The sequence below is a fragment of the Rhizobium sp. 01T417 genome (assembly GCF_056398905.1).
Window position 1 is genome coordinate 134222 of sequence record NZ_JBFTQH010000010.1, and the last position, 26278, is coordinate 160499.

Annotated in this window: 21 protein-coding genes; 9 read left to right on the forward strand and 12 right to left on the reverse strand. The window is 61.2% G+C overall.

The window, feature by feature from the left end; all coding sequences use genetic code 11:
- Window positions 1-60: 60 nt before the first annotated feature.
- Window positions 61-1065, reverse strand: coding sequence for a bile acid:sodium symporter family protein (locus AC1DPR_RS13160; RefSeq protein WP_018859905.1), 1005 nt, complete (start codon window positions 1063-1065; stop codon window positions 61-63).
- 91 nt (window positions 1066-1156) lie between these two features.
- Between AC1DPR_RS13160 and AC1DPR_RS13165 the strand changes: the two genes are divergently transcribed.
- Window positions 1157-2014 carry a LysR substrate-binding domain-containing protein gene (locus tag AC1DPR_RS13165; RefSeq protein ID WP_018859906.1) on the forward strand — a complete coding sequence of 286 codons (858 nt, stop codon included), beginning with the start codon at window positions 1157-1159 and terminating at the stop codon, window positions 2012-2014.
- 16 nt (window positions 2015-2030) lie between these two features.
- Here the strand turns inward: AC1DPR_RS13165 and AC1DPR_RS13170 are convergent, their stop codons facing one another.
- Window positions 2031-2528 (reverse strand): GNAT family N-acetyltransferase, encoded by a 498-nt coding sequence (locus AC1DPR_RS13170; RefSeq protein ID WP_018859907.1) that lies wholly within the window; start codon window positions 2526-2528, stop codon window positions 2031-2033.
- A gap of 269 nt (window positions 2529-2797) precedes the next feature.
- Between AC1DPR_RS13170 and AC1DPR_RS13175 the strand changes: the two genes are divergently transcribed.
- Window positions 2798-2926, forward strand: a complete 129-nt coding sequence (locus tag AC1DPR_RS13175; RefSeq protein WP_019280707.1) for a hypothetical protein — start codon at window positions 2798-2800, stop codon at window positions 2924-2926.
- A gap of 10 nt (window positions 2927-2936) precedes the next feature.
- On the opposite strand, the gene AC1DPR_RS13180 is transcribed toward AC1DPR_RS13175, so the two are convergent.
- Window positions 2937-3986 (reverse strand): threonine aldolase family protein, encoded by a 1050-nt coding sequence (locus AC1DPR_RS13180; protein ID WP_018859909.1) that lies wholly within the window; start codon window positions 3984-3986, stop codon window positions 2937-2939.
- 540 nt (window positions 3987-4526) lie between these two features.
- Between AC1DPR_RS13180 and gltB the strand changes: the two genes are divergently transcribed.
- On the forward strand, window positions 4527-9248 hold the full coding sequence (gene gltB / locus AC1DPR_RS13185; RefSeq protein WP_018859910.1) for a glutamate synthase large subunit: 4722 nt from the start codon (window positions 4527-4529) through the stop codon (window positions 9246-9248).
- A gap of 222 nt (window positions 9249-9470) precedes the next feature.
- A complete protein-coding gene (locus tag AC1DPR_RS13190; RefSeq protein WP_026372160.1) occupies window positions 9471-10925 on the forward strand; it encodes a glutamate synthase subunit beta in 1455 nt (484 codons plus the stop codon).
- 118 nt (window positions 10926-11043) lie between these two features.
- Here the strand turns inward: AC1DPR_RS13190 and AC1DPR_RS13195 are convergent, their stop codons facing one another.
- Window positions 11044-12276: an SGNH/GDSL hydrolase family protein gene (locus tag AC1DPR_RS13195; RefSeq protein WP_113470644.1), complete on the reverse strand. Its 1233-nt coding sequence runs from the start codon at window positions 12274-12276 to the stop codon at window positions 11044-11046.
- 61 nt (window positions 12277-12337) lie between these two features.
- Window positions 12338-13561 (reverse strand): lytic murein transglycosylase, encoded by a 1224-nt coding sequence (locus AC1DPR_RS13200; protein ID WP_018859913.1) that lies wholly within the window; start codon window positions 13559-13561, stop codon window positions 12338-12340.
- A gap of 199 nt (window positions 13562-13760) precedes the next feature.
- Between AC1DPR_RS13200 and galU the strand changes: the two genes are divergently transcribed.
- A complete protein-coding gene (gene galU, locus AC1DPR_RS13205) occupies window positions 13761-14648 on the forward strand; it encodes a UTP--glucose-1-phosphate uridylyltransferase GalU (protein WP_007797839.1) in 888 nt (295 codons plus the stop codon).
- A gap of 65 nt (window positions 14649-14713) precedes the next feature.
- Here the strand turns inward: galU and AC1DPR_RS13210 are convergent, their stop codons facing one another.
- A complete protein-coding gene (locus AC1DPR_RS13210; RefSeq protein WP_113470645.1) occupies window positions 14714-16237 on the reverse strand; it encodes an outer membrane beta-barrel protein in 1524 nt (507 codons plus the stop codon).
- 125 nt (window positions 16238-16362) lie between these two features.
- Between AC1DPR_RS13210 and AC1DPR_RS13215 the strand changes: the two genes are divergently transcribed.
- Window positions 16363-17358: a KpsF/GutQ family sugar-phosphate isomerase gene (locus AC1DPR_RS13215; RefSeq protein ID WP_018859915.1), complete on the forward strand. Its 996-nt coding sequence runs from the start codon at window positions 16363-16365 to the stop codon at window positions 17356-17358.
- On the opposite strand, the gene AC1DPR_RS13220 is transcribed toward AC1DPR_RS13215, so the two are convergent.
- Entirely contained in the window at window positions 17359-17814 is a 456-nt protein-coding gene (locus AC1DPR_RS13220; protein WP_477816444.1) for an NfeD family protein, read from the reverse strand. It abuts the gene before it with no gap.
- A 3-nt stretch (window positions 17815-17817) separates the two neighbouring features.
- On the reverse strand, window positions 17818-18825 hold the full coding sequence (locus AC1DPR_RS13225; protein ID WP_018859917.1) for an SPFH domain-containing protein: 1008 nt from the start codon (window positions 18823-18825) through the stop codon (window positions 17818-17820).
- A 203-nt stretch (window positions 18826-19028) separates the two neighbouring features.
- Here AC1DPR_RS13225 and queC point away from each other — a divergent pair, with 203 nt between their 5' ends.
- Genes queC through queE form a run of 3 tightly spaced genes read left to right on the forward strand, consistent with a single transcriptional unit; the run spans window position 19029 to window position 20829 of the window.
- Window positions 19029-19739 carry a 7-cyano-7-deazaguanine synthase QueC gene (gene queC, locus AC1DPR_RS13230; protein ID WP_018859918.1) on the forward strand — a complete coding sequence of 237 codons (711 nt, stop codon included), beginning with the start codon at window positions 19029-19031 and terminating at the stop codon, window positions 19737-19739.
- Window positions 19739-20095: a 6-carboxytetrahydropterin synthase QueD gene (queD, locus tag AC1DPR_RS13235; protein ID WP_018859919.1), complete on the forward strand. Its 357-nt coding sequence runs from the start codon at window positions 19739-19741 to the stop codon at window positions 20093-20095. The genes queC and queD overlap by 1 nt, the downstream gene beginning before the upstream one ends.
- Window positions 20092-20829, forward strand: coding sequence for a 7-carboxy-7-deazaguanine synthase QueE (queE, locus tag AC1DPR_RS13240; protein ID WP_113470646.1), 738 nt, complete (start codon window positions 20092-20094; stop codon window positions 20827-20829). Before queD ends, queE begins: the two co-directional genes overlap by 4 nt.
- Here queE and hemH read toward each other — a convergent pair whose 3' ends face one another.
- From hemH to AC1DPR_RS13260, 4 genes are all read right to left on the reverse strand, one after another.
- Window positions 20830-21867, reverse strand: a complete 1038-nt coding sequence (gene hemH, locus AC1DPR_RS13245) for a ferrochelatase (RefSeq protein WP_477816445.1) — start codon at window positions 21865-21867, stop codon at window positions 20830-20832. It abuts the gene before it with no gap.
- A 122-nt stretch (window positions 21868-21989) separates the two neighbouring features.
- Window positions 21990-23873 (reverse strand): 5'-nucleotidase C-terminal domain-containing protein, encoded by a 1884-nt coding sequence (locus AC1DPR_RS13250; protein ID WP_477816446.1) that lies wholly within the window; start codon window positions 23871-23873, stop codon window positions 21990-21992.
- 400 nt (window positions 23874-24273) lie between these two features.
- Window positions 24274-24642 (reverse strand): outer membrane lipoprotein Omp10, encoded by a 369-nt coding sequence (gene omp10 / locus AC1DPR_RS13255; RefSeq protein ID WP_018859923.1) that lies wholly within the window; start codon window positions 24640-24642, stop codon window positions 24274-24276.
- A 170-nt stretch (window positions 24643-24812) separates the two neighbouring features.
- Entirely contained in the window at window positions 24813-26264 is a 1452-nt protein-coding gene (locus AC1DPR_RS13260; RefSeq protein ID WP_477816447.1) for a homospermidine synthase, read from the reverse strand.
- Window positions 26265-26278: the final 14 nt, after the last annotated feature.

Consider the following 26278-nt stretch of genomic DNA (forward strand, 5'->3'; position numbering starts at 1 on the left):
CTCCCAAGACCAAGCATGCCGGCGGCGCTCGTTTGAGCGCCGCCTTTTTGTTGTCTGCCATCAAGCCGGGCTTGCCGCTTCCTCGGTTTCTTCCGTGGTGATGCGATGTGCCGTCTTTGCCGCGTACTTCTGTGCGATGACCGCGCAAACCATCAGCTGGATCTGGTGGAACAGCATCAGCGGCAGCACGATCGCGCCGATCGATTGCCCGGCAAAAATGACGCTGGCCATCGGCGCGCCGCTGGCGAGGCTCTTCTTCGATCCGCAAAAGGTGATGGTGATCTCGTCGGCCTTGTTGAAACCGAGCAGGCGGCTGCCAAACATGGTGAAACACAATACGAAGGCAAGCAGCGCCGTGTCGGCGATGATGACGGCCGCGATGTCGGTGACCGAGAACTCGTGCCACAGCCCTTCAACGATTGCCTTGCTGAAGGCGAGGTAGACGACCATCAGGATCGAGCCACGATCAACAGGCATCAGCAGCGTCTTTTTCGCGCGGATCCAGGCCCCGATCCATGGCTGCAGCACCTGGCCGACGATGAACGGCAGCAGCAGTTGCATGAGGATTTGCCCGAGCACCTCCCATGAGAAGCCGCCATGGCCGCCGACGGAAAACAGCAGTCCGACCAGCAGCGGCGTCAGGAACATGCCGAAGATGTTCGATGCCGATGCAGAGCAGATGGCGGCCGGTACGTTGCCACCTGCCATGGAGGTGAAGGCGATCGACGACTGCACCGTCGAAGGCAGTACGCAGAGATAGAGTATGCCGAGATAAAGAGGCTTCGGCAGAATCCACTCCGGCACAAAGCCAAGGCCGAGGCCAAGGATGGGAAACAGGCCAAACGTCGTCAGCAGGATCACGAGATGCAGCCGCCAGTGCAGAACGCCGGCGATAACGACGTCGCGGGACAGGCGTGCGCCATGCAGGAAGAAGAGTAGGGCCACCGCGAGGTTCGTCGCTATGCCGAAATAGCCGGCAAAGGTGCCCGTGGCCGGCAGGAATGAGGCGAGGATGACTGTGCAGACGAGCAGGATCGTAAATGTATCGGGCAAGAAGCGGCGCATGGCTTTACTCATCGGATCGGTGGATCATTTCTCTTTCTTCCATTATGATACAGGATGCAAGGAATAACAGTTATCGTATTTCTGGATCACCATGCTCGATCTTACCCAACTCCGCAGCTTTGTTGCCGTCGAACAGATGGGAAGCTTCACGCTGGCTGCCGAACGGCTCGGTCTCGGGCAGTCGACCGTCAGCCAGCACATCCAGCGGCTCGAAAGCGCGGTCGGGCGGCGATTGCTGGCGCGCGACACCCACAAGGTAGTCATGACGACAGACGGGGAAGCGTTGCTCAGCCACGCGCGGGCGATGCTGGCGATCGAAGCGCAAGTGCAATCGCAATTCAAAGGGCAAAATCTGCGCGGCAACCTGCGGCTCGGCGTCTCCGAGGATTTCGTGACCAGCCAGCTTCCGGCGGTGCTCGAGGATTTCGTTCGCTCGCACCCCTCCGTCGATCTCGAGCTGACGGTAGCCCTGTCAGGAACGCTTTACGAAATGCAGGACAACGGCGAGATCGACCTCGTGCTGGCGAAGCGCCGGTTGGGCGATGCGCGCGGACGGCTGGTCTACCGTGAGCCGCTGGTGTGGCTGGCGCGTGATCCGGAGCATGTCTTAAGCGGTGGGCCTCTGCCGCTGATCGCGTTTCCGCCGCCGAGCGTGACGCGCAGCATCGCGCTCGAAGCCCTGGGCCGAAGCCAGGTCGCCTGGCGGATCGTCTGCACCTGCGGCAGCCTCAGCGGACTGACGGCGGCCGCACGGGCCGGCATGGGCGTGCTGGTGCAGCCGCGCAGCATGGCACCTTCCGGTCTGAAGGAGATCGGGCGCGATAGGCTTCCCATCCTCGAGGAGGTGGAGTTCGTCCTTGTGCCGCGCAAGGGCGCCGACCAGGCGCTGGTGCATGCGCTGTCGGAGGACATCCTCGGCAAGGTACGTCGTCTTGGTTCCGGCGGATGAGACCTGTTAAGGCGTCTTAAGTGGCGGTGAAGGCGTTGTGATAGCAGACTTTGCCGACAGGCAGCGGGCCATCGAACCGTTGGCGCATGAAATATTCCGCCGGCACGCCCTCGAAAATCAGATTGACGTCATTCTCGAAGCCGAAGCGCTCGTAGTAGCCGGGGTCGCCGAGAACAACGCAGCCCCTGGCGCCGATACCGGTCAGCCGCGACAGGCCGTCGCGAATGAGGTTTCCACCGATGCCCTCGTTCTGGCGGTCGGGTCGCACCGAAACCGGACCAAGCCCGTACCAGCCGTAGTCGCCACCATCGATCGTGACGGGCGAGAAGGCGACATGTCCGATGACTGCGCCACCGTCGACGGCGACGAGCGAAATTTTCAACGCGTTGGCCTTGCGGAGCGCGTCGATGATTTCCGCCTCTGTCTGGCTACTGTATTCCGTCGGCGCGAAGGCCGCCTTTATAATCTGGCGGATCGTCGCGATGTCGCTCGGCTGTTCAGGACGGATTTCCATCGGCGTTCTCTCGTCGTCTTCAGGTATCAGGGCATGGCCCGTGATAGCGCGACCTCGGCATGGTGGCCAGCAGATCGGCAATCAATCATGGTCCGATCACGCAATAACGCTTCGTTTCCGCGCAATGTTCATTCGCTGCCTCGCCCAAAAGTTAATGGCCTGCTTGCCATCTTAAGGTGCCCTCAACCGTGTCACTTAGGCATCTGGTTAGGTTCGGAGCCTAGGCTCGGATCACCATGGTCGATCTTCGGGGCAAGGAGAACGGACCGATGACGTATGGTGTACTCTTCGTATCCGGGCTGGTTGCCTGTGTGATGCTGATTGTCGTGGCAGGACACGACGCGAAAACGACGGATGGTGGCAAGCCGCAATCCGCCGTGACAGGCCATCAGAATTGAGGCTCAGAACTCAGTTTGCGAGGCAGTCCAGGAAACCATCGACATCTGCCTCGCTGGTCGCAAAGCTGGTGACGAGGCGGATCAGCGTCTCATCCCGGCCGACAAGCTCGGGTGTGGCCGGTGGCACCGGCCATTCATAGAACTTCGCGCCCTTTTCTTGTGCCGTTTTCGCCGCGCCTTTCGGAATGACGGCGAAGACTTCGTTGGCCGAGGTCGGCCACGCCAGCCGGGACGCGTTGCTCGCGGTGATGCCCGCGCGCAGACGATCGGACATACCGTTCGCATGGCGGGCGAGATCGAGCCAGAGATCGTGCTCGAAATAGGCATCGAACTGGGCGGCGATGAAGCGTGACTTCGAGAACAGCTGGGCGGCGCGCTTGCGGATGAACGGCATCTCCTTGGCCTGCTCCGGATTGAGGAAGACGATCGCTTCCGCGCACCAGCAACCGTTCTTCGTGCCGCCGAAGGACAGCATGTCGATGCCGCGCTTCCAGGTCATCTCGGCCGGGCTGACACCAAGGGAGACGAGGGCATTGGCAAAGCGCGCGCCGTCCATATGAAGCGGCAGCCCGTCCTTCCGGGCGATCGCGGCGATTTCGTCGATTTCCGACAGGCTGTAGACCGTTCCGGCTTCTGTTGCCTGGGTGATCGTTACAGCCGTTGCCCGCCCGTGCTGCACGGCCGTCTGCGGGAACTCCGCGATCCTTTCCCTGAGTTTTTCCGGGTCGATCTTTCCTTCCGGGCCAGGAACGCCGAGCAGGCGGGCACCGCTGAAGAAGTCGGGTGCGCCGCATTCGTCCGCAATCACATGTGCTTCGGAATGGCAGAAGGTGATGCCGCCCGGCCGTTGGACGCTCGCGAGCGACAAGGAGTTCGCTGCTGTGCCGGTGCCGACGAAAAGAACGGCGACTTCACGCTCGAAGACTTCTGCAAAGCGGCGCTCGACACGCCGGTCGAGATCACTTGCGCCATAGGCCGCGGCAAAGCCGTCGGATTCCCTGAGCAGACGTTCGGCGATGGATCGATGGGCGCCTGCCCAGTTGTCGGATGCAAAATACATGAAAGGAGACCGCTTGGGATGTGGTGGAGGATCAGGTTCGGCGGCGACATTACGCCAACGCTCCGGCTGGTCAAAGGGGCGGCGTGAAATCCATCACAAAAATTGACGTCGGCAATCAATAAACAAAATAATGCGTAAACGTGTAATTTTATGTCTTGCCGATAGGCTGTTTGAGCAATATTAGGTCGCAAACTGCCGATTTTTTGAATCTGCACTCTTGCGAAGGCTGGATGTTTCTGGCATACATCAAGCGAATTAGGACAGTGTTGTTGTCCTATTTTGGCCGCGACGGCCGAAGAGGCGCCAAAAAACCTTACACTCGTGGGGTTTCACGCTATAGTTCTTCAAAAGCGGGTAAGAGCCCGCATGCGGAGGCGGATGGCAGGCGCGGTAGCGCAACGGTGCTTTCCCTGGAGAGCCTGCCGCCGGCGACCGGATCTTCGATAATGCAACAGCGCTGTCACGCGCCGAACCTAGGATCAGGGACGGCGCGGGACAAGAAGCCGCCCGCGGCCCCGCGGGCTCTGACAGGAGGGAAAGATGACGAAGACGCCATCCACGGGTTTTGACCAGTTCGCAGCAGCAACGACGCGCGCGACGGCCAACACGCGTAAATTCGCCTCCGGTCTGCCGCGAAAACAGGGGCTTTACGACCCACGCAACGAGCACGATGCCTGCGGCGTCGGCTTTGTCGCCCATATGAAGGGTCAGAAGTCGCACCAGATCGTCAAGGACGGTCTCTTCATTCTCGAGAACCTGACGCACCGCGGTGCCGTCGGCGCCGACCCCCTTATGGGTGATGGCGCGGGCATTCTCGTGCAGATCCCGGACCGCTTCTTCCGTGAGGAAATGGCCAAGCAGGGCATCACCCTGCCGAAGGTCGGCGAGTACGGCATGGGTCACATCTTCATGCCGCACGACGAAAAGCAGATCGCGCATTTCAAGAAGGTGATCCAGGACGTCATCACCGATGAAGGCCAGGTCTTCATCGGATTCCGCGACGTGCCCGTCGACAACTCCTCGCTGTCGAAGGCGCCCGACATCGCCGCCACCGAGCCGCATCACGTTCAGGTCTTCATCGGCGCTGGCAAGGACGCGGCGACGAACGACGAGTTCGAGCGCCGCCTGTTCACGCTCCGCAAGGTGATCTCCAACCGCATCTACGACGAGTTCGACGGCGAGGAGAGCAACTTCTACCCGGTGTCGCTGTCGTCGGCGACCGTCGTCTACAAGGGCATGTTCCTGGCCTATCAGGTCGGTGCCTACTACAAGGACCTGTCGGACCCGCGCTTCGAGTCCGCGGTTGCCCTCGTGCACCAGCGCTTCTCGACCAACACCTTCCCGTCCTGGAAGCTGGCGCACCCTTACCGCATGGTCGCCCACAACGGCGAAATCAACACGCTGCGCTCCAACGTCAACTGGATGGCGGCGCGCCAGGCATCGGTGTCTTCGCCGCTCTTCGGTGAGGATATCTCCAAGCTCTGGCCGATCTCGTATGAAGGCCAGTCGGACACTGCCTGTTTTGACAACGCGCTCGAGTTCCTCGTGCGCGGCGGCTACTCCATGGCACATGCCGTGATGATGCTGATCCCGGAAGCCTGGGCCGGCAACCAGTCGATGGCGGCCGAGCGGAAGGCATTCTACGAATACCATGCGGCCCTGATGGAGCCGTGGGACGGACCGGCTGCTGTCGCCTTCACCGATGGCAAGCAGATCGGCGCGACGCTCGACCGTAACGGTCTGCGCCCGGCCCGCTATCTCGTCACGTCAGACGACCGCGTCATCCTCGCTTCGGAAGCCGGCACGCTGCCGGTGGCTGAAGAGGATATCGTGCAGAAGTGGCGCCTGCAGCCGGGCAAGATGCTGCTGATCGACATGGAGAAGGGCCGCATCGTTTCCGACGAGGAAGTGAAGTCCGAACTCGCGACCAAGCATCCTTACCGCAACTGGCTGGATCGCACTCAGCTCATCCTCGAAGACCTGAAGCCGGTCGAGCCGCGTGCGCTGCGCCGCGACGTGTCGCTGCTCAACCGCCAGCAGGCTTTCGGCTACACGACCGAAGACACCAAGATCCTGATGTCGCCGATGGCGACCACGGGCCAGGAAGCCGTCGGCTCGATGGGCACGGACACGCCGATCTCGGCCATGTCGGAAAAGTCGAAGCTGCTCTACACCTACTTCAAGCAGAACTTCGCGCAGGTTACCAACCCGCCGATCGACCCGATCCGCGAAGAGCTCGTCATGAGCCTCGTTTCGTTCATCGGGCCGCGTCCGAACATTCTCGACCATACCGGCATGGCAAACGCCAAGCGCCTGGAAGTGCGTCAGCCGATCCTTACCAACGGCGATCTCGAAAAGATCCGTTCGATCGGTCACACGGAAGACCGCTTCGACACGAAGACGCTCGACTTCACCTATGATGTCGAGCGTGGCGCCGAAGGCATGCCTGAGATGCTCGATCGCCTCTGCGAGCGCGCGGAAGCGGCCGTCAAGGGCGGCTACAACATCATCGTTCTCTCCGACCGCCAGATCGGGCCTGATCGTATAGCGATCCCGGCACTGCTGGCGACGGCTGCCGTGCACCATCACCTGATCCGCAAGGGTCTGCGCACCTCGGTCGGCCTCGTCGTCGAGACCGGCGAGCCGCGCGAAGTGCATCACTTCTGCCTGCTCGCAGGTTACGGCGCCGAAGCGATCAACCCTTATCTTGCCTTCGACACGCTGCTCGACATGCATGCCAAGGGCGAGTTCCCGAAGGAAGTGGACGCCTCCGAAGTTGTCTACCGCTACATCAAGGCGGTCGGTAAGGGCATCCTCAAGGTCATGTCGAAGATGGGCATCTCGACCTATCAGTCCTATTGCGGCGGTCAGATCTTCGATGCGATCGGCCTGCAGCAGGAACTGGTTGACAAGTACTTCTTCGGTACCGCGACGATGATCGAAGGCGTCGATCTCACGGCGATCGCCGAAGAGACTGTTGCGCGTCACACCTCCGCCTTCGGCAAGGATCCGCTGCTCGCGACCACGCTCGATATCGGTGGCGAATATGCCTACCGCATGCGCGGTGAAAGCCATGCCTGGACTCCGGATGCGGTGGCCACACTGCAGCACGCCGTTCGCGGCAATGCCGAGGACCGCTACCGCGAGTTCGCCGAGATGGTGAACACCTCGGCCTTGCGCATGAACACCATCCGCGGCCTCTTTAACATCAAGAGCGCCGAACAGCTCGGCCGCGAGCCGGTTTCGGTCGATGAGGTCGAGCCTGCTGCCGATATCGTCAAGCGTTTCTCGACGGGCGCGATGTCCTTCGGCTCGATCTCCCGCGAGGCGCACACGACGCTCGCGATCGCGATGAACAAGATCGGCGGCAAGTCAAACACCGGCGAAGGTGGCGAAGAGTCCGACCGCTACATGCCGCTGCCGGATGGTTCGTCGAACCCCGAGCGTTCGGCGATCAAGCAGATCGCGTCGGGACGTTTCGGTGTCACGACCGAATATCTCGTCAACGCCGATATGCTGCAGATCAAGGTCGCGCAGGGCGCAAAGCCCGGCGAGGGTGGCCAGCTGCCCGGCCACAAGGTCGACGCGACCGTTGCCAAGACACGTCACTCGACCCCGGGTGTCGGCCTTATCTCGCCGCCGCCGCACCATGACATCTATTCGATCGAAGATCTGGCGCAGCTGATCTACGACCTGAAGAACGTCAACCCGACGTCCGATGTCTCGGTCAAGCTCGTCTCGGAAGTCGGCGTCGGCACGGTCGCCGCCGGCGTTGCCAAGGCGCGCGCCGACCACATCACCGTCTCCGGCTTCGACGGTGGCACCGGCGCATCGCCGCTGACCTCGCTGAAGCATGCCGGTTCTCCGTGGGAAATCGGCCTTGCCGAGACGCAGCAGACGCTTGTCTTGAACGGCCTGCGTTCGCGTATCGCCCTGCAGGTCGATGGCGGTCTGAAGACCGGCCGCGACGTCATTATCGGTGCGCTTCTCGGTGCCGACGAATTCGGCTTCGCGACCGCGCCGCTCATCGCCGCCGGCTGCATCATGATGCGCAAGTGCCACCTGAACACCTGTCCTGTCGGCGTTGCCACGCAGGATCCGGTCCTGCGCAAGCGCTTCAAGGGCACGCCTGAGCACGTCGTCAACTACTTCTTCTTCGTCGCCAACGAAGTGCGCGAAATCTTGGCCTCGCTCGGCTTCACCAAGCTCGATGACATCATCGGCGCTTCGGAGCTGCTCGAGAAGGACGAGATGCTGGCGCATTGGAAGTCCAAGGGCCTCGACTTCAGCCGCATCTTCCACAAGGTCGAGGCGCCGAAGGATGCGACCTACTGGACATCACGCCAGAAGCACCCGATCGACGACGTTCTCGACCGCAAGCTGATCGCGGAGGCCGAGCCGGCACTGTCTTCGAAGACCCCTGTGTCCTTCGAGGTCGATATCAAGAACGTCGACCGTTCGGCTGGCGCGATGCTGTCCGGCGAAGTCGCCAAGCGCTACAACCACCGCGGCCTCAAAGACGACACGATCAACGTGACGCTCAAGGGCACGGCCGGCCAGTCGTTCGGCGCCTTCCTGGCACGCGGCATCACATTCAATCTGGTCGGTGACGGCAATGACTATGTCGGCAAAGGCCTCTCGGGCGGCAAGATCATCGTCCGGCCACCTGAGAATTCGAAGATCGTCGCGGAAGAGTCGATCATCGTCGGCAACACCGTTCTCTATGGTGCGACCGAAGGCGAGTGCTACTTCCGCGGTGTCGCGGGCGAGCGCTTCGCGGTCCGCAACTCGGGTGCGATCGCCATCGTCGAAGGCGTGGGCGACCACGGCTGCGAATACATGACGGGTGGCGTGGTGGTCGTTCTCGGCCAAACGGGCCGTAACTTCGCGGCCGGTATGTCCGGTGGCGTTGCCTACGTACTCGACGAGGCCGGCGATTTCGCCAAGCGCTGCAACATGGCGATGGTCGAGCTCGAGCCGGTTCCTGAGGAGGACGACATGCTGGAGAAGCTGCATCATCACGGCGGCGACCTCATGCACAAGGGACGCGTCGACGTCTCCGGTGACATGACGCGCCACGATGAGGAGCGCCTCTACCAGTTGATCTCCAACCACCTGCACTATACGGGCTCCACCCGCGCCAAGCAGATCTTGGACAACTGGGCCGACTACCGTCCGAAGTTCCGCAAGGTCATGCCGGTCGAGTACCGCCGTGCGCTTGAAGAAATGGAACGCGCCCGCATGGGAATTGCGGCCGAGTAAATACGCTTACTTCCGTTGCGCCGGCGAAGGCTGGCGCGGCGGATGACCGAAATATCTCAATGACCCACGGATCGGCAGCAGCCTCAGGCAGCGCAGACGCGTGGATAGCACTCAAGGGATATGCTGGATGACGGTCGAAAGAAGCAACTTGCCTCCACTGTCGAGGCTGACGATGGACAACTGGCCGCAGGCGAGGCGGTCATGAGTGTAAGGGACGAAAATATGGGTAAGGTCACAGGGTTTCTGGAAATCGACCGGCAGGTGGCAAAGTATCAGCCTGCCTCGGATCGCATCCGGCATTTCCGCGAATTCACGATCCCGATGTCGGACCAGGAAGTGCAGAAACAGGCAGCGCGCTGCATGGACTGTGGCATTCCCTATTGCCATGGGCCAACCGGCTGCCCTGTTCATAACCAGATCCCGGATTGGAACGACCTCGTCTACAACAACAACTGGGAAGCGGCGATCCAGAACCTGCATTCGACGAACAACTTCCCGGAGTTCACCGGCCGCGTCTGCCCGGCGCCCTGCGAGGAAGCCTGCACGCTGAACCTCGAGGACACGCCGGTTGCGATCAAGACCGTCGAACAGGCGATCGCTGACAAGGCCTACGAGCTCGGCTTCATCCGTCCGCAGCCGGCAACGGTTCACACCGGCAAGAAGGTTGCGATCGTCGGTTCCGGCCCGGCCGGCATGGCGGCTGCACAGCAGCTCGGCCGCGCAGGGCATGAGGTTCACGTGTACGAACGCGAAAGCAAGCCCGGCGGCCTGCTGCGCTACGGTATCCCTGACTTCAAGATGGAAAAGAACTTCATCGATCGCCGCGTCGAGCAGATGAAGGGCGAAGGCGTCACCTTCCACTGTGGCGTCAATGTTGGTGTCGACGTGAAGGTCGAGCAGCTGCTCGCAGACCACGATGCGGTTCTCTATTGCGGCGGTTCTGAAACGCCACGCGAAGCGGGTATCCCGGGCATCGAGCTTTCGGGCGTCCATGACGCGATGCCCTACCTCGTGCAGCAGAACAAGCGCGTCGGCCGTGAAAACATCGACAGCGTCGGCTGGGCCTCTGACCCGATCCTCGCCGGCGCCAAGCATGTCGTCGTCGTCGGCGGTGGCGATACCGCATCGGACTGCGTCGGTACGGCGTTCCGCCAGGGCGCGGTGAAGGTCACGCAGCTCGACATCCGCCCGCAGCCGCCGGAGAAGGAAGACAAGCTCGCTGTCTGGCCGTTCTGGGCAACGAAGATGCGCACGTCGTCCTCGCAAGCGGAAGGCGCAATTCGCGAGTTCCAGGTGGCAACACTCGAGTTCGTCGGTGAAGATGGCGTTCTGACCGGCGTGAAGTGCTGCGAAGTCGACGAGCGTCGCAAGCCGATCGCCGGCACCGAGTTCATCATCAAGGCCGACCTCGCTTTCATCGCGATCGGTTTCAGCGGCCCGTTCAAGGACAGCGTGCTCAAGGAACTCGACGGCAAGCTCACGCTCAACACCGACCGTCGCGGCTCGACCAACGTCGTTGCCGACGACCGCGACTACAAGACCTCGGTCGACAAGCTCTGGACGGCGGGCGACGTGCGCCGCGGTCAGTCGCTGGTGGTCTGGGCGATCCGCGAAGGCCGCCAGGCCGCCCGCGCCATCGACGAAGCCCTGATGGGCTCGACGGTTCTGCCGCGGTAAGCGACACAGTTGATGATTGAATTTTGGGCCGCTCTGAGCGGCCCTTTTTCGTTTGGTGAGCCTCGCGTTCGACTGAGATCAAGAGCGCGTTTTTGGAGCGCGGCTTCATGCAGCCGGGCTATTTGATGGTGACCTGAGCGGTGGGCTTCACAGGAGCCATGCGATAGTCATCTACGCGGCCAACAGGGGGAGCCGCCATCTCGCCATCCTGAACCAGAAGATCACGTGGCGACTTGGTGGCACTGACCGGGAGTGCCCTGCCGCCAAGAAGTTCCGCGCCGCCATCCAGGTTGGGATCGGAGAGGCTGATCGGCTCGGTGCGGCCGGGCATTGCCACAGCGTCGATCACCGGCGCATTGCCCGCGTCAAGGCGGACGAGGTCCGGGCTTGCCTGTACCCCGAGAATGCGGCGCACGGGCTTTTCGACATAGAAGGCAAGCTTGCGCCGGCCTGCTTCCGTGAGGTTGATGCCATCCGAGGTGCGTAGGCGGACCTGCTGGCCGTTGATATCCGAGCCGGTGACGATGAAGTCGCCGCCTTCGCTGACGAAACCGTCCCAGATGTCGACGAACTCGCCGCCGACGCTCTCCATCTGCTTGCGGAACAGCTGGTTAAGCTGCACGGCATCGGCGGTCATCGCAGGCGAATCGAAGGCGGGTAGTCCGACCCAGAGCAGCGGAATCTTGCGGCTGGTGACCTGCTGGCCGAAGGCCACGACGCGGCGCTGATATTCGGCATACCAACCGTCGGTCCTGAATTTCTCCTTGCCGATATCCGTCACCATCTGCTGGCGGTCATTCGCGCCGAGCATGACGATGACCATGGCGGGCTTCGCCTCGTCCATGAATTTTGTCAGCTGTTGCGGCCAGTCATAGTAGTCGTCTCGGACCAGACCCGAGGCGACGTTGCTATGTGTCTCGACCACGACGCCGGGAGAATCCTTGAAAGCAGCGTCCATGCCGACGCCAAGACCGCCGGCGAGAAAATCGCCGACGACGAGGATCTTCTGGGCGTTGGCAAGCTTCTCGACCGCCTTTTCCTCAACGACGACGGGAGCGGCGGGACGGGGAGCCGCAGCCGCCTTCGGCGACGGCGCTTTCCTTCTCGGCGCAGGCTGTCGCTGCGGCGCGTTCTGAGACGGTGCCTGTGGCGGATATTCCTGGATGTAGCGACGGCCAAAGAAAAAATCGAGAATCGAGCGGCGATAGTAATACCGCTCCTGCGCATCGGCCACGTGCACCGGCAGCGCGCTGAAGACGAGCACCAACGTTGCGGTGCCAATCGCACCCCAGCGGAGCGTTGCCCGGTGTACTCGTTTACGCATAATCAGCAGCCTCGCATCTGCCGGCATTCTCGCATGGAGCGGGAACTCGCGTCCACACTCCAAAAGTGTATGTTGCCGATTATTCCGTCTACTTGCGAAGCGCGTTCAGGAGCGGCAGCGATGGCTCACCGTCCTGCTGCATTCCGATGCGAGCCTGGACCGCGGCAATCGCGGCCTTGGATCCGCTGCCGAAGTTCCCGTCGACCTCGCCGTCGTAATAACCGAGTGTCTTCAGGCGCGTCTGCAGTTCGAACTTTTGCTTCATATCAAGCGTACCGTTCGGTCGTGGCCAGGGCTGCTTCATGCCGCCGTAGCCGGCGATCTCGTCCGCCAGCAGTCCGACCGCAATCGCGTAACTGTCCGACGCGTTGTAGTTCTTGATGGTGAAGAAATTGCTGGTCATCAGGAACCCCGGGCCATCGGGGCCGGCCGGCATCTTGAGCACGGCCTTGCTGCCGCCATCGCGGAAGCTCTTGCCGTTCGGCCTGCTAAGGCCGAGGGAGGCCCACTGCGCCAGTGTATGCGTTTTACCGACCTGTTTTCTGGCATTCGGCGGTACGACCACTTCATAGCCCCAGGTTTTGCCGGCATCCCACCCGTTTTTCCGCAGCAGGTTGGCGGACGTGGCGAGAGCATCAGGCACGGAGTTCCAGATGTCGCGATGTCCGTTGCCGTCGGCGTCGACCGCATAGAGCAGGTAGCTTGTCGGAATGAATTGGGTGTGGCCCATGGCGCCGGCCCAGGAGCCGGTCATGCCATCGGGCGAGATATCGCCATTCTGCAGGATCTTCAGCGCCGCAATGAGTTGCTTCTTGGCGAACTTCGCGCGGCGTTCGTCGGCATAGGCGAGGGTCGCCAAGGCGCGCGGCACGTAGTGCAGGCGGTCGTCCTTGTCGAGAACTGCGCCATAATTGGATTCCATCGACCAGATGGCCAGGAGAATCGTCTTGTCCACACCGAACTGGCGTTGGACCGCATTCAGCGTCGAGGCATGTTTGGCGGCCATCTGACGGCCGATCTGCACCGTGTACGGATTTACACGGGAATCAACGTAGTCCCAGATTTTCGTTGTAAATTCAGGCTGATAGGCAGCCTTTTCCAGCACTGTCGGATCCGGATCGCTGACGCCTGAGAAGGCTTTGCGATAGGTTGCCTTGCTGATGCCATTTTGAGCGGCAGTTTGATAGAAGTCCGCGATCCACTTCTGGAACCGCTGATCTGCTTTCGCGTTGATGGGGGCCAGGCCGGCGGACGCGGTCACGATGAGTGCAATAGCAAGACCACGAAGGGAATTTCTGTGATTTTGAGTCATCGGCGGTCATCCGTCCTTTCGTTTCAGGCACAGCGGAGCGCAAATTTCCGCTCAGGCCTGAGACTACCTGAACGAAGTCAACAAATTCTTTACCATGACGTAGGAACGCAGTCACCATTTGCAAAACTGTAGCAAATCGCATCTAGTTCAATCAAAAATGCCTTTATTTCAAGCGGTGTAGTTATCGCAGGAGGATTGTGTGGCAGAGCATAAAAAAGTTCGCAAAGCTGTATTTCCGGTCGCGGGTCTCGGGACTCGCTTTCTTCCGGCCACCAAAGCCGTGCCGAAGGAAATGCTGACTGTCGTCGACAAACCGATCATTCAGTATGTGGTCGACGAAGCTTTGGAAGCGGGCATCGAGCATTTCGTTTTCGTCACAGGTCGTAACAAACACATCATCGAAGACTACTTCGATATCCATTTCGAGCTTGAGCAGACGCTGCGCGAGCGCAGCAAGCAGGCGGAAATGACGCTGCTTGCTGGCCAGCTTCCCAAGGCTGGTACGGTCAGCTTCACTCGTCAGCAGGAGCCGCTTGGCCTCGGCCATGCCGTCTGGTGTGCTCGCGAGATCGTCGGCAACGAGCCGTTTGCGCTGCTCTTGCCCGACATGATCATGAAGAGCGAAGGCAAGGGCTGCATGAAGGGCATGATCGACCTTTATGCCCAGAGCGGCGGCAACATCATCGCCGTCGAGGAATGCGCCCCGGATCAAGCTCACAAGTACGGCATCGTCGGCGTCGGCGAAGCGATCGGTGATGGCTTCCGCATCACCGGCATGGTCGAGAAGCCTGCCAAGGGCACGGCACCGTCGAACTATTTCATCAACGGCCGCTATATCCTGCAGCCTGAAGTCTTCAAGATCCTGGAAACCCAGGAACGAGGCGCTGGCAACGAAATCCAGCTGACCGACGGCATGCTGAAGCTGCTGAAGGACCAGACGTTCGCGGGCTATCACTTCCGCGGCACGACCTATGACTGCGGCGCCAAGGACGGCTTCATCCTGGCCAACGTGGCCTTCGCCCTGGAACGTGCGGACATCCGCCCGACCGTCGAGGAAGGCTTCAAGGCGCTGCTGAAGGGCCTCTGAAACCAGCCTGCCTGTCAAACGGATTAGTCCGCCTCCAAGGCTCCCACTTGGAGGCGGATTTCGTTTCAGTGCTTCAGTTTCAGACCGACGCCGGCCCGCCATTGCTCGGAATCGCTGCTTGTCTTGCGGGACGTCAGCTCGTAGCCAATGGTGCTGGTCATATCGAGGTAGCGGTTGATGTTCCAGGTCAGCCCGGCGCTCGTGGTGTAGACCGTCTCGTCGCTGGTCGGGCTATCCGACGGATAGTCGCGATAGATGATGCCGCCGAGGACAGTGCCTGTCAGATTATCACGCAGTTGATGCGTGACGCCCGTCGTCAAAGCATGCGAAACGTAGCCCGATTCGCCAGCTGTGGTCGACGGGTTGATGCTTGTCAGCAGGCCGATGTCGACGTCCGTACCTCTGAGCGGCGACCAGAATAGCTGAGCATCCACCACGGCCGCGTCGATGTCCGAGAGGCGGTCGTCGTCGAAGGTGGCAGTCTGATAGCCAACCCCGACCTCGCCGCGGAGTTTTTCACCCAAATCGAGCTCGACGCCGACCTTGGCGCCATAGCTATCTCCCGACCTGCGGAAGCCGGCGGAATCGATACTCTCGTCATAGACCGTCTTGCCGACATTGCCTTCGATGAAGGGGATGAGAGCCGGGGAAAGCTCGTAGCCGATGCGGCCGCGGATCGTGCCGCTCGTCTCGTTGCGATCGGCCAGCGAAACGGTCGTTCCATCGGACAATGTCGCGTCGGAATAGATCGTACGGCTGACATCGATAGCGGTGCTGCCGCGCAGGATGCCGAAGTCGCGTTCGATCGAGGCGCCGGTGCTGAATTCCTGAACATCCGATTGCTGGTCCGCGTTCTGGATGGCATTCGGATCATCAGTGTCTTCGCGGTAGAAATGGTAGCCGCCGATGATATGTGCGGTCGTATCCTCGGGAAGATCGAGCCGCAGGTCGCCGTCGATCCTGAAATCCGGCTGTTCCTCGCCTTCGCCGCTGACGTTCTTCTGCCAGGCGCCGTCGGTGGTCACCGTGAGTTGGTGCAGCGCCCAGTCGGAGGTCATCGTGGCGTGCAGATCCGTTTCGAGGAAGCCACGCGTCTGTTTGATGCCGGCGTCCTTCTGCGTCTCGGTGTTGATGCTCTGGGTAACGGTCGGACGCAGAACGAAGGTGCCGATGCGGATGCCCGGCGTTTCCTCGGCCGCCGGATTCGGCTCCGGCTTGCGGGCCGGCAGCCGCTCGTCGAGCGGCGCTTCGCGCGTGTTGAGGCGTATCATGTCCTCATCGAGGATCGCACCGGTCGTCTCGTCGCTCGGTTTTTGATCGGCAGCCGCAATCGGCGCAGCAGTGGCCGCTGGCGCCGCATTGTCGGCCGTTGACATAGTGCCGGCCGGTGTTTCAGGGATATCGCCTTCATCCTCCACCGCCGCAGCAGCAGGTGCGGTGGACGAGCGGATAGAGCTGTTGGAAACGGGCGTCGACTGCGCAAGTACGGCGTGGGGCGCGAGGAAAGTGCCTGCCATCAGAGCCATGGACACGGCAAAGCCCGTCGCGCGGAGCGGCGTGAGACTGCTCGTGTCCTTCCAATGGCTCATGTGTATCCTGGCATGCGTCGAAGCGTTACCCGAACGTAAAGGCTTGTGGTTAACCATTCGTTGCGCTGCGATGCCCGTGAGGGCAGCCGATGGACTCGGCGGATGAAAACCGCTAACGCAGTGCCATGATCAAGAGAGCGGTAAATGTCATCGAAAACGGTGTCCTGGAGTCTGCGAAACGGACGATCGGCACCGAGAGGCGGGCGCTTGAGGCCCTGGAGCGAGCTTTTGACGACGGCTTGGCCGGGCCTTTCATGCGGGCCGTCGAGACGATCAACGGCGTCACCGGTCGCGTCATCGTTACAGGCGTCGGCAAGAGCGGCCACATCGGCGTGAAGATCGCGGCGACGCTGGCGTCGACAGGAACGCCGGCCTTCTTTGTCCATGCGGCCGAGGCAAACCATGGCGATCTCGGGATGATCGGCACGACGGATATCGTCCTTGCCCTTTCCAAGGGCGGCGAAAGTGCCGAGCTTCGCAGCATCATCGGCTATACGCGCCGGTTCTCGATTCCGCTGATTGCCGTCACATGTTCCGAAAGATCGTCGCTTGCCACGGCATCCGACATTGTCCTGTTGATGCCGAACGAGGAAGAGGCCTGTCCGCATGGGCTGGCTCCGACCACCTCGACGCTGATGCAGCTCGCCATGGGCGATGCGCTTGCCATCGCGCTGCTTGAGGCACGAGGCTTTACGGCGCGCGACTTTCACGTGTTCCATCCGGGCGGCAAACTCGGGGCGAGTCTCAGCCATGTCGCCGATATCATGCATACGGGCGATCGCGTCCCGTTGGTGGCCAAGGGAACGCCGGTGCCGCTGGCGATCTCGACGTTGTCTCGGAAGCATTTCGGCTGCGTCGGTATTCTGGACGAGGATGAGCGCCTCTGCGGCATCATCACGGAAGGCGACCTGGCACGCAACCTGACGCGCAACCTCTCCGAGCTCGTTGTCGACGATATCATGACGCGGACACCAAAGACGGTGAAGCCGACAGTGCTGGCAACGGCCGCGCTTGCAATGCTCAACCAGCACAGCATCGGAGCACTGATCGTGGTCGACGACGACAACCGCCCGATCGGGCTCGTGCACTTCCATGATCTGCTTCGGATCGGCGTGGCCTGATCAGACCTGTTCTACCGTCAGATCGCGCCCGCTGCTCGCCACCACCTTTACCTTGGTGCCTACAGGCAGGTCCGGGCCGTTTACGAGCCAGAACGTATCGTCGAGGCGAATACGACCGCGCCCTTCGCGGATGGGCTCCGCCAGCGTCGCGGTGCGCCCGATGAGGCTTTCGGCCCGCTGATTGAGGAAAGGCTGATCGGTTTCACCGTGCTGCAGGGTCAGCTTGCGGCCGACCACCGTTGCCACGACTGCAAGAAGCGCAAAGAGGATGGCCTGAACCTGCCAAAGCCAGAAGCTGCTGTCCCAGAACAGTAGCGACAGCATGCCGACGATAAGGGCGGCAAGCCCGATCCAGACAAGGAAGACGCCCGGCGCGATCAATTCTGCGGCCAGCAGCACCAAGCCGGCGATCCACCAGCTCCAGGGTCCGAGATCCGCGACGAGGCTGGCGATCATGGCTCAGCGCTCCGTTGGCGGGTTGAAGGGGTTGACGGCCGGGGTGGTTCGCGGGGTTGACTGCTGGCGTGGTGGTGGCGGCGGCGTCGGGTTGTCGCCGAAGACCTCCCTGGCGATCGCTCCAATGCCGCCAAGCGAGCCGATGATGGACGAAGCCTCGACCGGCATCAGCACGACCTTCGAACTACCGGCGGTACCGATCGCGGTGAGAGCTTCGGTATATTTCTGGGCTACGAAATAGTTGACGGCCTGAATGTTGCCCGATGCAATCGCCTCCGACACCATCTTGGTTGCCTTGGCTTCTGCTTCGGCGAGGCGTTCTCGAGCCTCGGCGTTGCGGAAGGCGGCTTCGCGCTGACCCTCGGCCTGCAGGATTGCCGATTGCTTGGAGCCCTCGGCACGCAGGATCTGAGCGTTACGGGAGCCTTCGGCCTCCAGCACCTGCGCGCGCTTCTCGCGTTCGGCCTTCATCTGCCGCGCCATGGCGTCCACCAGGTCGCGTGGTGGCTGGATGTCCTTGATCTCGATGCGCGTCACCTTGATGCCCCAAGGCCGGACGGCATCGTCGACGACGTGCAGCAGCCGGTCGTTGATGGCATCACGGTTCGAGAGCAATTCGTCGAGATCCATCGACCCCATGACGGTACGGATGTTGGTCATCGTCAGGTTCAAGACGGCATTCTCGAGGTTCGCGACCTGATAGGCTGCCTCGGCGGCGTTGAGGACCTGGTAGAAAGCGACGGCGTCGGTCGAGATGGAGGCGTTATCCTTGGTTATAACCTCCTGGGTCGGCACGTTCAGGACCTGTTCCATGACGTTCATGCGGGCGCCGATACGCTCGATGAAGGGGGTGATGAGGTTGAGGCCGGGCTCCAGCGTGCGCGTATAGCGGCCGAAACGCTCGAGGGTGTAGCGGTAGCCCTGCGGCACGATCTTGATGCCTGCAAACAGCACGAGGATGACGAAGATCACCAGTGCTATGACGACGATATCGAAGCCACTCAGAACCATGAAACTCCCCCGCGATAGAATCGACTGATGCAACCTTAGACGAGCCGGCCTGAAACGCCAGCATCTTCGGCTGGCGAAGCTATCCGGTTTATGGATTCGATATGGGATGTCAGTCGACTATTCACAACGGGAGCGCTTTGCATTAGAAGGCGCGCAGGAAATACCGGTCGCAGCCCACCCGGTCAAAACAAGGGATCCTCATCATGAAGACGATCGTCATCTGCTCCGGCGGATTGGACTCCATTTCGCTCGCCCATCGCGTGGCGGCGGAGCATCAGCTTATCAGCCTGCTTTCCTTCGATTACGGACAGCGCCACCGCAAGGAACTGGACTTTGCCACAGCCTGCGCCAAGCGGCTCGGCGTACCGCACCAGATCATCGACATCCGCACCATCGGCCGGCACCTGACGGGTTCGGCCCTGACCGACGATGTCGACGTGCCCGACGGCCACTATGCCGAGGAGACGATGAAGGCGACCGTGGTGCCGAACCGCAACGCAATCATGCTTGCAATCGCGTTCGGTCTCGCAGCGGCCCAGAAAGCCGACGCGGTCGCCGTTGCCGTGCATGGCGGCGACCACTTCATCTATCCCGATTGCCGCCCGGGCTTCATCGATGCTTTCCAGGAGATGCAGAACCAGGCGCTGGATGGCTATGCCAGTGTTTCGCTGCTCGCTCCCTACGTCAACGTCTCGAAAGCCGATATCGTTACCGATGGTGCGAAATACGGGACGCCATTTGCCGAGACATGGTCCTGCTACAAGGGCGGTACGCGCCATTGCGGACGGTGCGGCACCTGCGTCGAGCGGCGCGAGGCCTTTCATCTGGCCGGCGTCGCCGACCCCACGGAATACGAGGATCCGGATTTCTGGGTGGCGGCCACAGCAGGCTATTCGGCCAGGGAGGTGAAGTGATGTTTCGCATCACCAAGGAGTTTCACTTTTCCGCGTCGCATCAGCTGACGCATCTGCCCGCCGATCACCAGTGTGCTCGCCTGCACGGTCACAACTATATCGTCGTGGTGGAACTGGCCGCCGCCGAACTCGACGAGAACGGCTTCGTTCGAGACTATCAAGAGCTTTCGCCGCTGAAGCGCTACATCGACGAGCGCTTCGACCATCGGCATCTGAATGAGGTGTTCGGCCATGATCGCGTGACCTCGGAATATCTCGCCAAGCACTTCTACGACTGGTGCAAGGAGCGACTGCCGGAGACTTCCGCCGTGCGCGTCAGCGAGACACCGAAGACCTGGGCGGAATACCGACCGTGAGCGGGGCTCGCGAGGCCCAGATCCGCGTCAGCGAGATCTTCGGGCCGACGATCCAGGGGGAAGGCGTCCTGATCGGCCTGCCGACCGTCTTCGTTCGCACCGGCGGCTGCGATTATCGCTGTTCTTGGTGCGACAGCCTGCATGCTGTGGATAGCGAGTATCGCGATCAATGGCTGCCGATGACCGTCGATGGCATATGGGCGGAGGTGACGCGGCTCTCCGGCGGCAAGCCTCTGATGGTCTCGCTTTCGGGTGGCAACCCGGCGATCCAGCCGCTTGGCGGTCTGATCGCGCATGGGCATGAGCAAGGCTACAGATTCGCGCTGGAAACGCAGGGGAGCGTCGCCAAGGAGTGGTTTGCCGATCTTGATGTGCTGGTGCTGAGCCCGAAGCCGCCCTCGAGCGGCATGGCGACGGATTGGGATGCGTTCGAGGTCTGTCTCAAGATGGCGGCCTGCGGGCCCGATATCGCGCTGAAGATCGTCGTCTTCGACGACCGCGACTATGCCTATGCCCGCGAGGCGGCGGCGCGCTATCCCGATCTGCCCGTCTATCTGCAGCCGGGGAACCACACGCCTCCGCCGCCTGACGACGACGATGCGCGCGTCGATATCGACGGTATCATGGACAGGATGCTGTGGCTGGTCGACAAGGTGACCGAGGACCGGTGGTTCGAGGCCCGTGTGCTGCCCCAGTTGCATGTTCTGCTCTGGGGCAACAAGCGCGGCGTCTGATCAGGCCCAGCCGAGCAGTTCGCGGCGAACGACCTTTTCGAGCACCCGCATGCCATCCTCGCTGTCGTTGAGGCAGGGGATGTGAGCGAACTTCTCGCCGCCATTCTCATGGAAGGAATGAGCGGCCTGCTCGGCGATTTCTTCCAGTGTCTCCAGACAGTCGGACACGAAACCGGGGTTCAGAACGGCGATCTTCTTGACGCCGTCTTGGGCCAGCTTCTCCACCGTCTTGTCGGTATAGGGCTGCAGCCACTCTTCCGGCCCGAAACGGGATTGGAAGGTCACCATGAACTTGTCTTCCGGCAGTCCCAGCCGTTCGCGCAGCAGGCGGCCGGTCTTCTGGCACTGGCAATAATAGGGATCGCCAAGCTTGAAATAGGACATAGGAATGCCGTGGAAGGAGGCGAGTACCATGTCCGGCTGCCAGTCGAGCGTCGCCAAATGGTTCTTCACCGAATTGGCAAGCGCTTCGATGTAGGTCTCGTCGTCGTGATAGTCAGGGACGGTCCGCAGCGCCGGCTGCCAGCGCATCTTGAGTAGCTGCTGGAAGGCCTTGTCGTTGACGGTTGCCGTCGTTGCGGCGGCGTATTGCGGATAAAGCGGGAAAAGAACGATGCGATCGCAACCCTCGTCCTTCAGCGCCTCGATGCGCGATGGAATCGAGGGCGTGCCATAGCGCATTGCCCATTCCACCTTCACGTTTGGCAGGTCCTTCAAGCGTTCGGCCATGAGATCGGACTGGTTGCGCGTGTAGGTGCGCAGGTAGCTCTCGTTCCTGTCCTTGTTCCAGATCGTCTCATAGGCCTTGCCCACCTTTTGCGGGCGCGTGTTGAGGACGATGCCGAAGAGGATCGGGTACCACTTCCAGGGTGACCACTCGATGACGCGCTTGTCGGTCAGGAATTCCTTCAGGTAACGGCGCATGGACGTGTAATCGGTGCCATCGGGCGTGCCCAGATTAACGAGCAGGACGCCGACCTTGCCTGATTTGACGGGCGGGTGGTCCGCCGGGCGGTGCGCAGTTTCAATGGTCGTCATTTAAACCCTTGGTGTCTTGTCTGACCGGCTCACACGCAGCCGGACTTCGGTGGTTCACCCTATAGAAACAAAAGCCGGTCCGCGGAACCCCGGACCGGCTTTCAGAATCGAGACAAATCGTCTTACTTCGACGGAATCTGCAGTTCCTTACCGATCGTCAGGTGGCGTGGCGCCGGCGTGCCGTTGGCGTCGGAAATCTTCTTCCAGAGCGCGCCCTCGCCATAGAACTGCTTGGAGAGATCCCAAAGCGTATCGCCGGCGGCGATGACGTGGTTGGTCGGCGTATTCGGGGCGAGCGCTGCCGGAGCTGCCGCGGTGGGTGCCGTAGAAGCTGCCGGTGCTGCCGGGGAGGCGGGCGCGGCCTGTGCGGGTGCCGTCGTGGCAGCTGCCTGGGTACCGGAGGCTGCGACTTCGGTCACGCGACCGTCCGTATAAGGCTTGTAGGGCGAGTGCGCTGCAAGATATTCGGCAGTCACGTCGGCGAGGTCCGGTCCGAAGTCGTAGGCATTCTTGCCCGCCGTCTCGAAGATCGAGTAGCCATCGCCACCTGCACGCATGAAGTTGTTGGTGACGACGCCGTAGGTCTTAGCATCGTCGAGCACCACGAAGGCGTCGCCTTCCTTCGCTTCGACGGAAACGAGGCGGCTGCCGGCAGGTTTGGTCTTATCGAAGGTGTATTTCAAGCCCGATACCTGAGGGAAACGGCCGGCGCCCTGTTCAATCTGGCTCAGGCCATTTTCGAGAGCCTTGCGGATATCGGCACCCGTCAGCTGGAAGGTCGCCAGCGTGTTCTGGAACGGCAGCACGGTGATGACTTCGCCCTGAGTGACGTCGCCGGCATCGATCGAGGCGCGCAGACCGCCGCCATTCTGGATGGCGACGCTCATGCCCTGGCTCTTGCCGCGGTCGAGCATGGCGTCGGCGACGAGGTTGCCCATTGAGCATTCCTCGACTCGGCAGACAGTGCGGTCGCCTTGGATCGGGGCTTCGCTGGAACCGATGACCTTCTTGCGCAGTTCTTCGATCGGCTTGGCGAGTTCGGCGATACGCGCGGTGAGGCTCGGATCCGGAGTGAAGGAGAAATCGATCAGGATCGGGTCGCCCTTGGCGTCCTTGACGACGCCGTTGTCATCGAAGGTGACGACGAGGTCGCCGAGATACTTGCTGTACGATGCCGCCTGAACCACCGGCACCTTGTAGCCGCCGGGATTGTCGACCATCGTCGGGTAGGGGCCTTCCGCCTTCGGGTCGGTGTTGGACAGCAGGCTGTGCGAATGGCCGCCGACGACGACGTCGACATCGGGGATCTTGGCGATGGCTGCGAGGTCGCGCGGATAGCCGACATGGGTCAGCGCGATGATCTTGTTGATGCCTTGCTTCTTCAAGTCTTCGACGGCCGCGGTGATGGTCTGCACGTCGTCGGCGATCATCACCTTCGGGCCGGGCGAGGACAGTTCTTCGGTATCGTTGGTCACGGCGCCGACGATGCCAATCTTCTGGCCGCCGACCTCGAGCACCAGCGAAGGCTTGATGCGATCGCCGAGCTTGGAGCCGTCACCGGCCAGGATATTGGCCGAAATGACTGGGAATTGCACCTTGTCGAGGAAGGTCGCCAGGCCATCCTCGCTGTCGTCGAACTCGTGGTTGCCGACGGTCATGACGTCGAACTTCATGTCATTCAGCATTTCGGCTTCGACCGCGCCCTTGTAGGTCGTGTAGAAGAGCGATCCCTGGAAATTGTCGCCGGCATTCAGCAGCAGCGTGTTCTTGCCGTTCAGGGCGGCGCGACGCTGGTCGATCGCGGTCTTCAGGCGGGCGGCGCCGCCGAAGCATTCCTTCTTGCCTTCTTCCTCGGCCGAGCAGGTGGAATCGAACTTGTTGATCGACTCGATGCGCGAATGGAAATCGTTGATGTGAAGGATATTGAGTTCGTAATCGGCAAAAGCGGCGCTGCTTGACAGCGCCAGCATCGACGCGGTCAACAGACCGAACTGAAAATTCGTCATCCTGCTCTCCTGATTTTTCGGCGAAGCCATATCCCCTGCGCTCCGCCGTCCCTAGGTGATCAATGTTTCCACCAAGCATTTAGCGGCGGCAAGAGAAAAAGCTGTGACAGAAGCGGCGCATTCCAAGGGCGGTAAACGAAAAACCTCGCGAGAGGCTGCTTTCAACAAACCCTAGAGCTGCTTTCTTTTTTCGAACGACGAAAATCCGCTCAGGCTGCGAACGCAGTCATCCTCTGAAACCGGCTTGTTGAGAATTTGAGGACGGCCAGCGTGATCTCGCGGCAGCAACGTGACGTCAATCGGTCGCCCGACCCCGTTCTATAAATAACGGCGGTCGCGTCCTCGGGGCCTTTTGGCAGACCAGAACCATTTAGTCCAACGCAAATCGAACCTTACAGCTCTACATGCGGCGCGTGAGCGTGAATTGGGAACCGGCGTCGGAGGTGCAATTGAGCTGGCTCTGGGTCACCAGCGCGCAGTTGACCTTGGATTGCGTCTTGCGCACCAGCGAGGTCATGTTGATCTCGACCAGCGACGGGGAGGTGTTCACATAAGTGCCCGACGCGAGAAGCTGGTTGCTGTCGGTCGTGCGCGTGGTGAAGGTTCCGGCCTGGAATGTGGAGATGATGCCGTTCGGATCCGACCATGAACCCTCAACGCCTGTCTGAGCCGGGGTTGCAGCGACCGGTACCGGGCGCGGCGACGACGTGGTGCAGGCGCTCAACGCCGCGGACGCGCCGATGAGGACAAGGAGGGGTCTGATTCTCATGAGTTTCTCCCGGGGCTTCGGAACGAGAACTATCCGTGTGGTTGTGAAACACATGGCGCGAGCCGGTAGTTAAGGCAAGACTTCAAGGTCTCATGACGGCATTTATACAGCAGGCGTTACAAAAATGCCCGCCGCAAGGCGGGCATCTTCAAATGCGGTTCGGGCTGGCATCAGCGAACGAGGATGTTCTTGAACTGCCACGGATCCTTGGTGTCGATCTCTTCCGGGAAGAGCCCCGGGCGACCTTCCAGCGGCGTCCACTCGGTGTAGTGGCCTTCGACCGGGCCGAGGTACCGGCTCTGCACCTCGAGGCAGCGCTTGTAGTCGATTTCGTCGGCTTCGACGATACCGGCCGTCGGATTTTCAAGGGCCCAGACCATGCCGGCGAGAACGGCGGAGGTGACCTGCATGCCCGTCGCGTTCTGGTAAGGCGCGATGCGGCGCGTTTCCTCCAGCGACAGGCGGGAACCGTACCAGTAAGCGTTCTTCTCATGGCCGTAGAGCAGGACGCCGAGTTCGTCGATGCCGTCCTCCAACTCGTCCTCGTCGAGAACGTGGTGAACCGGCTGCGGGTTGCCGCCGTTGCCGAACATCTCATGCATCGAGAGAACCGCGTCGTTCGCCGGATGGTAGGCGTAGTGGCAGGTCGGACGGAAGGTGACTTCGCCGTCCTTGTCGCGAACGGTGAAGAAGTCGGCGATCGAGATCGCCTCGTTGTGCGTTACGAGGAAGCCGTACTGCGGACCGGGGGTCGGGCACCACGTGCGGACGCGAGTGTTGGCGCCCGGCTGCTCGAGGTAGATACCAGCCTTGCAACCCTTCTTGTGCTTCTTGCCGTTCTTCGGCATCCAGTTTTCGTGGGTGCCCCAGCCGAGTTCGGCCGGCTGCAAGCCTTCGGAGATGAAGCCTTCAACCGACCAGGTGTTCCAGAAGACGTTAAGCGGCTTCGGATGCTTGGTACGCTGCGTGTCGCGCTCGGCGATGTGGATGCCCTTGACGCCGACCTTCTTCATCAGCTTCGCCCAGCCTTCGCGGTCGTGCTGATCCGGCTCTTCGAACTTCACACCGATATCGTTGGCGAGGTTGACGAGCGCCTTCTTGACGAACCACGAAACCATACCCGGGTTTGCGCCGCAGGTGGAGACAGCAGTCGGACCGCCCGGGTTCTTCGCCTTTTCCTTGCGAAGAGTTTCACGCAGTGCGTAGTTGGTGCGGTCGGCATTCTTCATGCTCTTGTCGAAGTAGAAACCGAGCCAGGGCTCGATGACGGTATCGATGTAGAGAGCGCCGAGCTTGCGGCAGAGCTTCATCAGGTCGACCGAACCGGTGTCGACGGAGAGATTGACGCAAAAACCCTGGCCACTGCCTTCGGTCAGAAGCGGCTTCAGCAGTTCCTTGAAGTTTTCCTTCGTGACATGAGCCTTGATGTGCTTCACGCCATGCTTTGCCATGATTTCGGTGTGATCTGCGTCGTCGCGCGGGTCGATGACTACCATCCGGCTCTTGTCGAATTTGAAGTGGCGCTCGATCAGCGGCAGGGTACCGCGGCCGATGGAGCCAAAGCCGATCATCACGATCGGGCCAGTAATTTCGGCATATACCGGGTGGGTTTGTTCCGTCATTCTTTCTTTTCTCC

Bases quoted from the DNA above. Each gene is read 5' to 3' on its own strand.
- omp10 (WP_018859923.1), bottom strand. From the start codon at position 24,642: ATGAGAATCAGACCCCTCCTTGTCCTCATCGGCGCGTCCGCGGCGTTG.
- queC (WP_018859918.1), top strand. From the start codon at position 19,029: ATGAAGACGATCGTCATCTGCTCCGGCGGATTGGACTCCATTTCGCTC.
- AC1DPR_RS13260 (WP_477816447.1), bottom strand. From the start codon at position 26,264: ATGACGGAACAAACCCACCCGGTATATGCCGAAATTACTGGCCCGATC.
- AC1DPR_RS13250 (WP_477816446.1), bottom strand. From the start codon at position 23,873: ATGACGAATTTTCAGTTCGGTCTGTTGACCGCGTCGATGCTGGCGCTG.
- AC1DPR_RS13220 (WP_477816444.1), bottom strand. From the start codon at position 17,814: ATGATCGCCAGCCTCGTCGCGGATCTCGGACCCTGGAGCTGGTGGATC.
- AC1DPR_RS13225 (WP_018859917.1), bottom strand. From the start codon at position 18,825: ATGGTTCTGAGTGGCTTCGATATCGTCGTCATAGCACTGGTGATCTTC.
- gltB (WP_018859910.1), top strand. From the start codon at position 4,527: ATGACGAAGACGCCATCCACGGGTTTTGACCAGTTCGCAGCAGCAACG.
- queD (WP_018859919.1), top strand. From the start codon at position 19,739: ATGTTTCGCATCACCAAGGAGTTTCACTTTTCCGCGTCGCATCAGCTG.
- AC1DPR_RS13160 (WP_018859905.1), bottom strand. From the start codon at position 1,065: ATGCGCCGCTTCTTGCCCGATACATTTACGATCCTGCTCGTCTGCACA.
- AC1DPR_RS13165 (WP_018859906.1), top strand. From the start codon at position 1,157: ATGCTCGATCTTACCCAACTCCGCAGCTTTGTTGCCGTCGAACAGATG.
- AC1DPR_RS13215 (WP_018859915.1), top strand. From the start codon at position 16,363: ATGATCAAGAGAGCGGTAAATGTCATCGAAAACGGTGTCCTGGAGTCT.
- AC1DPR_RS13190 (WP_026372160.1), top strand. From the start codon at position 9,471: ATGGGTAAGGTCACAGGGTTTCTGGAAATCGACCGGCAGGTGGCAAAG.
- AC1DPR_RS13170 (WP_018859907.1), bottom strand. From the start codon at position 2,528: ATGGAAATCCGTCCTGAACAGCCGAGCGACATCGCGACGATCCGCCAG.
- AC1DPR_RS13180 (WP_018859909.1), bottom strand. From the start codon at position 3,986: ATGTATTTTGCATCCGACAACTGGGCAGGCGCCCATCGATCCATCGCC.
- AC1DPR_RS13210 (WP_113470645.1), bottom strand. From the start codon at position 16,237: ATGAGCCATTGGAAGGACACGAGCAGTCTCACGCCGCTCCGCGCGACG.
- AC1DPR_RS13200 (WP_018859913.1), bottom strand. From the start codon at position 13,561: ATGACTCAAAATCACAGAAATTCCCTTCGTGGTCTTGCTATTGCACTC.
- AC1DPR_RS13175 (WP_019280707.1), top strand. From the start codon at position 2,798: ATGACGTATGGTGTACTCTTCGTATCCGGGCTGGTTGCCTGTGTGATG.
- AC1DPR_RS13195 (WP_113470644.1), bottom strand. From the start codon at position 12,276: ATGCCGGCAGATGCGAGGCTGCTGATTATGCGTAAACGAGTACACCGG.
- hemH (WP_477816445.1), bottom strand. From the start codon at position 21,867: ATGACGACCATTGAAACTGCGCACCGCCCGGCGGACCACCCGCCCGTC.